Genomic DNA, 9,940 nt, shown 5'->3' on the forward strand with positions numbered 1-9,940 from the left:
AACGAACAAAACCAACAAAACGAACATTTTAACCGCAAAGACGCAAAGTTAAGAATTTATCATGTAAATCCTGTTATCCTGTCTTTTTCTTTTTTTTGCTACTGACTTGCACAGACTGAACACGAACTTATTTCAGCAACGAACAAAACTTAACAAACATAAAAAGTTCGTAATGTTCGTTTTGTTCGTTGCTGATTCTCTAATTTTTTTTTTAAGAAATTGATGTCAACCGGAATCGTAAATCAACTTGCCAGGTTGATATTTTAAACAACGAGCAATGACCAACAAAAGCGAACTATAAATCTGATTGTATGTTTGTTCGTCCTGTTCGTTTTGTTCGTTGTTCATAAAAAATTTCATTTGACAGATATTTCCATACAAAACAAAGGTCTAACCAATAAAAAAATAAATGGAGGTTTTTATGTATCGGAAAATCAGGTTTTTGTTGTTTGGATTGTTGCTATTGATCTTATTATCAGGATGTTTTGAAGTATCGACTTTAATCAAAGTCAAGAAAGATGGAAGCGGAACGATCGAGGAAACTGTTCTATTCAATGAAGGTATGATGTCAGGGATGATGTCAGGTTTTGGAATGGAAGCTGAAAAAGAAACTGAAGAACAGGAAAATTCTTTTTATGACGAAGAGAAACTGAAAAAAGACATTACTAAATATGGAGAAAATGTAAGTTATGTTTCCAGCAAGCCTTTGGAAAAAAATGGAAAAGTTGGCTACGAAGTTATTTATGCTTTTGAGGATATTACGAAACTGACTGTTAATGAAAATCCGGCAGGTTCTGCCATGGGAAATATGCCGATGATGGGAACGACAGGAGAACAACCATCCGAGAATTTGAGTTTTGAATTCAAGAAGGGTAAAACTTCCGAACTGACCATTAAATACCCGAAATTGAGTGAAGAAATTGACAAGGCAGAAGAAGAAGTTCCCGAAGAAGTCGAGGATATGGAAATGGATCCTTCTGAAATGGAAATGATGAAAGCGATGTTCGCCGGAATGAAATTCTCGATGAAATTTGAGTTTGACGGTAAGATCACCAAAACAAATGCAACCAACAGGGATGGCTCGACCATAACTTTTGTGGAAATGGATTTTGATGAGATCCTCAAAGATACGGAAAATTTTAAAAAACTGAATTCATTAAAAGAAAACCAGAAAGAAATGAAAAAGATCATGAAAAATTTTCCCGGTGTTAAAATCGAAATGAACGAGGAATTAAAGGTTCAATTTAAATAATTTTACAACGCTTTCCGAAGTTTCTTTCAAAGTAATTCTTCAAAATAAAATTCGGAAAGTTTGATTGTATAATCAGGTTTATAAATAAGCGAAACCGGACTTGAGATGACTCCGGAATTCAAGCATTCTACTGAGCTCCATCGAACTAAAGTTGATGAAGTCCAGTCCCGAAAAGAACGAAGCAGAAATGGACTTGAGTTTATCAAATAAATTCAATAGGAGGTTTTATGCATCGAGTTATGTTAAATGTGGATGATTCAATTTTTTAGAAAGGTTGTATCTTTATTACAATCTTTTCCGGAAGGAAAAATAAAAATTTTTGATGATATTTCTTACCGGAATGAGACAAAAAAGTTGGAACTCGATTTTATTGATGCTTTCAAAAAAATCAAAGAAATTGAATCAGGAAAAAAAGTAGCGAAAACCTGGCAGGAAATTCGTAATTATTTATAAAAAGTATTAGTAGTGAGTCAAGAAAAACTGAAATGAAATATCAAATTACAAAACACAAAATTCAAATAAATAACAAAGAAGAAAATTCCAAATTCAAAACAAATATGGGCATTAGCTCGTTTGTAATTTTAATATTTGGATTTGGAATTTATTTGTCATTTGTGATTTACTTTTTGTGATTTGCTTTTTTGTGACAAGATACAATCACTTTAATCTTAAACTTTCAAATTCCGATACAATCAAATATGATCCCCAATATCGGTCTCCAAAACGAGCGTTCTCTACATTCGGCTTTGAAAAAATGGTATTCCAAACCGGGAGATAAACTCGAAGCAAAAGTAGATAATTACATCATCGATATTGTCAGGAAAAATGAACTGATCGAGATCCAGACAAAAAGCCTGGCAAAGATCAGGAATAAACTTCTAACCTTATCTGAAAAATATCAAGTCCGTTTAATTTACCCAATTGCTCAAGAAAAACAGATTACTGTTATTTCCGAAGACGGAGAAATCCTGCGCAGCAGGAAATCTCCGAAAAGAGGGAAATTGCTCGATATTTTTGATGAAGTTGTCAGGATTACCGGTTTGTTTCAGCAGATGAATTTTACTCTTGAAGTTTTATTGATCAAGGAAGAAGAAATTCGTTGTGATGATGGAAAAGGAAGTTGGAGAAGGAAAGGAATCAGTATTTTCGATAGGAAATTGAAGGATGTAGAAGAATCGATCATTTTCCAAAATAAAAAAGATTTCCAAAGATTTATTCCTGTAGGTTTAGAAGATCCGTTTTCCACGAAAAGTTATGCGAAAGAACTACAGATATCTATTTATAAAACTCGTCGTATAATTTATGCATTGAAGAAAATCGGAACGATAACGCAAGTTGGGAAGAAAGGGAATTTGTTGTTGTATAATCGAACAGAACTTGAAAAAATTATGATAGATTAATAATATTCCTCCTTTTTAGTATTTCAAAAAGGATTCTGCACAGTTTCAATTTGTCTTTGCGAGATTTCTTATGAAGCAATTCCTGCGAAGCAATTTAAAGCTCTAACTTGCTGATAAGAAGGAGATTGCTTCGTTAGAAACAGCAAGAAGAAAACCTCGCAAAGACATTCTCTTTTATGATTTTCTCAAAAACACTCAATTATGCAGAATTTATATATTTCAAAATTCATGATCAAAATTTTTGATAAATTCTTGACACTTAAACCATCATTTCAAGTTTTTTCACACGAGGAGGATGACAGATGAAAAAAAATCACTTATTTTGTATTTTTATTTTATTATTCTTTATATTGAATTCATTATTTGCAGAAGAATTCGGTAATATTGCCGGGAAAGTAACCAGTAAAAAAACAGGAAATCCAATTGTAAATGCCCAAATTTTTATCGAGGATAAGACATCAGGAACTTACTCTAAAGAAAATGGAAGTTTTTATCTAAAAAATGTCCCTGTAGGTGAACATACCGTTTATACCAATTTTATCGGTTATAAGCCGGAATCGAAAATAATTATCGTTGAAGAAAACACAACTGCGATAGTCAACTTCTCTCTGGTCAGCAAAGCAGTTGAGATTGCCGGATTCGATGTTACGGCAAATCGAGCCAAAAAAAGAGAAACTCCAATCGCTTTTACCAATATCGATCAGGAACAAATATCCGATAAATATACGACGGAAGATATGCCGCAACTGCTCGATGATGTCCCGGGATTGTTTGCCAATACAACCGGAATCGGTGATGCTCAAATCACGATGAGAGGCTTTGAAGCAGATAAAATTCAGGTTTTAATAAACGGCATTCCGGTCAATGATCCTGAAAGCCAGAAAGTTTATTGGTCGAATTGGACTGGACTTTCATCAAATGTTAAATCCGTGCAGGTTCAGAAAGGAGCCGGTTCTTCTCTGTATGGTTCCGGAGCTTTTGGCGGTTCTCTCAATATTGAAACTATCGGAAATAAACCGGAAAGATCGTTTACGCTTCGTTCTTCCTACGGCAGATATTTAACTTCAAAAATGGATATTATAGATCATGCTATTACTCCCGCAAATTCCGAAATACCTTATTTAACCAGAAGATCTTTAGTTGCCGATGGAAAAGGTCATCTCATCGATTATCATCCATCAAATTATAATCTTTTGTTCAGATACAATTCCGGAAACATCTTTAACAGAAAATTCATTTATAATTTAATGATCGAGAGAAAAGCGGGAGATTATTATCTTAGCGGCACAAATTATGACGGCTATTCTTTTGGTTTGGAAACTCAAACTTTGATCGGTCAACATAAAATGAATTTGAGTTTTATCGGTGCTCCCCAAAATCATAATCAGGTATATTTTAAATCGGACAGGGATTTATTCGCAAAATTAGGAAGAGAATACAATCGTAATAATCATAGTTATCAGGAAAATTATTATTTTAAACCGCAAATATCTCTACGGGATGAATGGAAAATATCTGAAAATCAAATATTGATGACTAACTTCTTTGTAACCAAAGGTGATGGTGGTGGGAAATATTTGAATCAAGATAAGTTCGATATCGAAACCGGAACTATTTATTTTCACGATGGATTTCTGGATGATGACGATCCGGGTGCTTTTGAGCATGTTGAATTTGCAAAACACGCTCTTTATCTTTATGAAAATTATAATCTTATCGTAGAAGGATTTAATCCGCAGGATACGATCTGGATCGGTCCGATCCCGGTCGAAGGTCCTTCCTATAACGGGGAATTAATAAGCGGTGAAGGTAAAGATTTCTTTAATTCGAGATATGATTATAGCTGGAGAAATAATAGTATCAGCGATCATTTCCAATTTGGAGGAAACACATATTATCAGCACGATCTCAATTCCTCATTAAATCTGGTTGTAGGCGGTGAGTTTCGTAAGTGGAATGCAGATCATATCGGTAAAAGAGAAAATTTCAGACATTTTAATCCTGAATTTCCGGATAGTGTCGAAACCTACGAAAAAATGCAAAGAACTTATGATTACTCTTCCACTGTCTCGAATATGTCCGCTTTTGCTCGAACGCAGATCAAACCTTTTTCCAAGATGAATATTATGATCGACGGACAATATGCGAGTTATACCTCGAAGGTTGAGGAAAATCCGATCGAAATTTATGATCTTGGGAACGGTCAACCAACAGGTTATTATTTCTATTCAACAAAAGAAAAGACGGAAACCGATACTTCGGGAGTGGAGACATTTAAATTTTCCAAGGATGATTATCAAAAAACATTTAATTTTTTCTCACCTAAATTCGGCATAAACTATAATCTTACTCATTATTTGAATTTAATTGCCAACTACTCGATCGCCTACAAAGAACCGAAAACACGGGATTGGTACAGCGGTTATGATGGTCCGGATGGTAACCAGATGTATGAGATCGATCTGGTTGATAGTCTGAATCAGGAATATTCGATAGAAACATTTTATGGAGAATTAAAACCTGAAAAGATCAATACTATGGAGTTCGGGATCGGTTATGAGGGTGCATTTTTTGATTTGAATGCCAATTATTATCTCAGCGATTATGTCGATAAAATTGAGCGGGTCGATGTTCCGGTTACTAATTTTTATTATGATGCGGATAATGATTCGGTTTACACGGTGCAGAGAGACGAATCGCTGACTTTAAATGCAGGACAAGCCAGGCATCAGGGATTGGAATTGAGTTCGAATATAAAATATGAGAATATCGATGCTTCCTTTTCTTTAACCTATTCCAAGAATCGCTGGGTCGAGATGAATGTTGAGCAGATATTTAAGGGAGATGCGGATGAGATGATCGGTAAAGTTGTTCCCTTTTCTCCTGAAAAAATGGCAAACGCAGATCTGGGTTATACTTTTCAAAATCTTCCCTTTGAGGGAAAACTGCGGATGGGATTAACTGCCAAATATTGGGACGATTATTATGCAAATTACACAAATGAATATTACAGCAACTATATCGACGATGGTAGTGGTGGATTTGAAGCGGATTCTACTTCGATAACAAGTTCGAAACTACCTTATTTTTTTGAACTTGGAGCCAATCTCAAATACTCTTTTTATCTTGGTGAAAAAGAATTTTTTATCAGGTTGAATTTGAATAACATCACTAATCGAGATGATAATTTTTCATCTGCTAATGTGAAGAAGGATTATAATCGCGGATATTTTGATGAAGATGGAAAATTCGTCGATGATTATCTGACCGGTAATGATTATATGTATGTTACTCCATCTCCGTTGTTTAATCTTTTCTTAACAATGGAAGTAAAATTTTAGAGTGAAAATATCTGACACAAAAAAACAGGTCATGTTAAACATGACCTGTTTTTATTTTTAGTAAATTTTATTTCATCAAAATCATTTTCTTGGTTGAAGTATATCTTCCGCTGTGTCTCAGCTTATAGAGATATACACCGGCAGCAACATCTCTTCCTTCGTCATTTCTGCCATCCCAGGTAATGTTGTAATTAGCAGCATCTTTGTTTTCATCCAATAGAGTCCTGACTTTCTGTCCGGCTGCATTATAAATCTCCAAATTTGTTTTGCCTGCTTGTTTAAGATTAAAACTAATTGTTGTTCCTGCCGTAAAAGGATTCGGATGATTTCCCAAAGTGATCACATTTTCAATAATTTTATTATCAATTGAGTTTTCTTGGATCATATCATCTGGAGTTCTGGGATTTAATCCATATTCATCATAAGAATAAACGGCAATCCCTCGTAAGATAGCCCAATAGTCACTTAGATTTATTTCGATGGGCGGATCCACATCATCAAGATAAAAGAAACTATCATCAATTTTACCGGGAACTGCAGAAGTATCGACAACATACCATACACCGTAACCATCAGGAACTTGCGAAACATATACATCATTTAATTGAACTAAAACTCCTTCATACTCTTCACTTGAAGAAAGTTCTTCGGTTGTAAGAAGGACAGGAGCTGGAACTGGATTTCCGGAACTCAAATGAGTTACGCTGATAAAAGTTTCACCATAACCGGAAATTTCAGTAAGTCCGTAATATTCACGAACTGTTCCTGTTACTTCTACTTCATCACCTAAAGCACATGTTTCATCACCGGACATATAAACTAAAACACCTTTCCAGGCACCACCTTCGGGCATGGAAATAACGAAATTATCAGGATAATGGCTGTAATTAACAGCAGTGACAATACCCTCGACAGTAACTTCCTGATCGACATAAGGTGAAGGATAAGTTCCATCACCAGCATCATCGGTATATTGGATATCATAAATAGTAGTAGAACTGAGAGTTAATGATAATCCAATAATAAAAACTAAAACTAATAACTTATTCATTGTAACCTCCATTTCTAAATTTATGTTACGAAAAAAAATATAAACTGTTTTTGGCGTCAAGCATTAATTTTTTTTTATATCTTTTCCCAAAAAAACGCACAAGAAATTTTACTAAGCGTTATTTTTTTCAATCGCTTATTTTATGTTTTATTGCAGGACAATCATTTTCTTTAAATCAGCAAATTTCCCGGTCTTCATCTTATAAAGATAAATTCCTGAAGAAACAGAATGATCGTTGCTATCCTTACCATTCCAGATCAGATTATAGAATCCTTTATCTTTTTCTTCATCGATTAAAGTTCTGACCAATTGCCCTTTAACATTATAGATATCGATTCGAACATCATCCTTTTCTTTTAGAACGAAACTGATTGATGTATATTCTCTAAATGGATTCGGAGAATTTTGATGTAACTCATTTTGTATGGAAAGTCCTTCATTATCGTCAACACTGTTCAAAGGAGTCAGGAAAATATTCTGGATAACATCGTCATCATTTATTTCGATACCTTCGATATGAAAAGGTTCATATCCCTCTTTCCAGGCATCCAGCCAGTAAATTCCATTGATGAGATCAACCTCATAAAATCCATCTGGATCTGTGAATGTTCCAGTCCAGAAAATATCACTACTGACCCAGATATCTACTTCTTCGATCGGATCACTCGTTCCTTCTTCGTAAACATAACCGGATAATGAACCGTTGAAAATCATGGGTGTTAAATAAAAATCCTGCTGGATTTCATCGTTATTAATGACTATTTCCTCTAAATGATAACCAAAATAACCTTCTCTCCAGACATCGACCCAATAATTTCCGTTCGGTAGATCGATGTAATAAAATCCACTTTCATCTGTGAAAGCATTGTTCCAATATCCTTCCGTATTAGCCCAAACTTCTGCATCTTCGATGGGAATTTCTGTTCCTTCTTCATAAACATATCCCCAAAGAGCTCCATCAAAAGAAACCGGATCCAGGTAAAATTCCAGGTAAACAAATTCGTCTTGAACTACTACATCTGAAATTTCTTCCTGGTAGTAATCATCGGAATTTGCATAAATAAAATAAGTTCCGTTCGGTAATGGCAAATTGAAATATCCGTCTTCCCAAACTCCTGTATTAAACCATATTTCAAAATCCTGAGTAGCTGAAATCCAACCTTCATTCAAAGGTTCTTCGGTTGCGGAATCATAAAGATAACCTTCGATTCCGCCGGTGGCAGTATGAAGATGAAAATCAATATTGGTCGAACCGGAATTAATGTTATGATACTGTTCATCGACATAAGTTCCCAAAGGTAGATCCCAGATCTCGATATGATAACCTTCAAGTTGATCAGCTTCGCTGGCTACAAAAAGAGTATAATTCCCATCTAACTCGCTTTCAGTTTCTGTCCATCCCAACGGACTCCAACAACTGATCTGAACTCCTGAAACAGGAATGTCATCGAGATAAACAGTTCCGGTAATCGTGGCATCTGTTGTAAAAGCAATAAAATCAACAGTTTCTGTTTCTCCTTCAGCAACAAATAATTCTACTTCATGAGGGACGAGATAATCAGGAATAATTTCATCATTATTTAAACTGACATCCCAGAAACCTTCCATGACTCCGAGAGTATAATTCCCATCTTCATCTGTTTCAGTCCAGACCTGCATTCCACCCTCTTCAGGATTTGCTCTGATTTCAGTATATGCAAGAGGATCATCATTTTCATCAAGAACTGTTCCTTCAAAAAAAGATGTTGGAGCAATATACTCAAAATCATAACCTGTTAAATGACCATCGATATAAACATCAAAATAGACAATATCCGGGAACATTCCACCGGTTAATCCTAAGGGATCAAATGTCATCACAATATAAGTTCCGACTTCAGGAACATAATTCTGATAATGACCGGTATCGTCGGTCATAACCATCCAGGGAACATCCTCGTCAACCGGAATAACCCCGACTATCAGGTTTGCAATTGCCGGAGTTATATCACCGGAAACTGAATAATCACTTATAAGAGCTTCGATAAAGAGATAAGCGACATCTGTTCCGCCGGAATCGATAGCAACAAGAAGCAGACCGATATTTCCAACATTATTTGGACCATCATCCTCTGCATAGACAGTAAATTGATAAACTCCATCCGTCGGATCTTCATCATCAATATCGTTATCAGCAATTTCAGTTTCATCTTCGATATTGAAATCGACATCTTCTTCCCAAGTTCCGTTTCCATTCATATCAATCCAGTTTTGTATAATTGCATCACTGCTTCCGTCTGAAAAATAAACAGTAATAACAAAATCATCTCCCTGCGTCATCGTCGTTGATTCTTCTCCATCGATAAAAATTTCGATTTCGTCTCTCGAATGAGATGGAATCTGACTTTTCACATAATCAGGTTTTGGATGAGAAGATGATACATTCAATTGAAAAGGATTTTTCATTGTTGGAAATTTGAGTGATTGAGTATTTTCATAGCTCGATCTAAACACCTCAAATTCCTTAAGTTTTACGATTTCTTCTTTTATAAGAACTTTTTGTTCTGCAAAAAGAAATGTTGCCATTAATAATGTTACCATTAAAATTAACATAATGGCGATGGTTGCTTTGGCTTTTTTCATTTGGTCCTCCTTACACTGTTTTATCCAGTGTTTTTTTGTTTGACCCCACTTATTTAAGCACTTTTTTTTTACATTCCAAAAAAAAAAATCAGGAATTTAGATGTCAAGTTTTTAAAAAAATCATTTGACTATAAATTGAGTAAATAAAATTTATTGATTGTGTTCAAAAAATTTTATTGGAGGAACAATGAAAAAATTTATAATTTTCCTTTTTATCCTGATCTTCTCGCTCAATCTATTTTCTTTATCACAAAATATTGAAATTGCTCAAAAA

General features: G+C 34.7%; 6 protein-coding genes. 4 read left to right on the forward strand and 2 right to left on the reverse strand.

Annotated features, from left to right (window positions below):
* Positions 1 to 421 precede the first annotated feature (421 nt).
* The 4 genes from ENL20_05170 (at position 422) to ENL20_05185 (ending at position 5,993) form a co-directional block, all read left to right on the forward strand.
* Positions 422 to 1,252, forward strand: a complete 831-nt coding sequence (locus ENL20_05170) for a hypothetical protein (protein ID HHE37947.1) — start codon at positions 422 to 424, stop codon at positions 1,250 to 1,252.
* A 252-nt stretch (positions 1,253 to 1,504) separates the two neighbouring features.
* The gene (locus tag ENL20_05175; protein ID HHE37948.1) at positions 1,505 to 1,705 is read left to right on the forward strand and encodes a hypothetical protein; all 201 of its coding nucleotides are present in this window, start codon (positions 1,505 to 1,507) and stop codon (positions 1,703 to 1,705) included.
* 245 nt (positions 1,706 to 1,950) lie between these two features.
* Positions 1,951 to 2,652, forward strand: coding sequence for a hypothetical protein (locus ENL20_05180; protein HHE37949.1), 702 nt, complete (start codon positions 1,951 to 1,953; stop codon positions 2,650 to 2,652).
* Between the two features lie 302 nt (positions 2,653 to 2,954).
* Entirely contained in the window at positions 2,955 to 5,993 is a 3,039-nt protein-coding gene (locus ENL20_05185) for a TonB-dependent receptor (protein HHE37950.1), read from the forward strand.
* A 67-nt stretch (positions 5,994 to 6,060) separates the two neighbouring features.
* Here ENL20_05185 and ENL20_05190 read toward each other — a convergent pair whose 3' ends face one another.
* Both ENL20_05190 and ENL20_05195 read right to left on the reverse strand, forming a co-directional pair.
* Positions 6,061 to 7,044: a T9SS type A sorting domain-containing protein gene (locus ENL20_05190; protein HHE37951.1), complete on the reverse strand. Its 984-nt coding sequence runs from the start codon at positions 7,042 to 7,044 to the stop codon at positions 6,061 to 6,063.
* Between the two features lie 147 nt (positions 7,045 to 7,191).
* Complete coding sequence (locus ENL20_05195; protein HHE37952.1) at positions 7,192 to 9,666, reverse strand: T9SS type A sorting domain-containing protein; 2,475 nt, start codon at positions 9,664 to 9,666, stop codon at positions 7,192 to 7,194.
* Positions 9,667 to 9,940: the final 274 nt, after the last annotated feature.

It is taken from the genome of Candidatus Cloacimonadota bacterium (assembly GCA_011372345.1).
In the GTDB taxonomy this organism is placed as follows: Bacteria; Cloacimonadota; Cloacimonadia; order Cloacimonadales; family TCS61; genus DRTC01.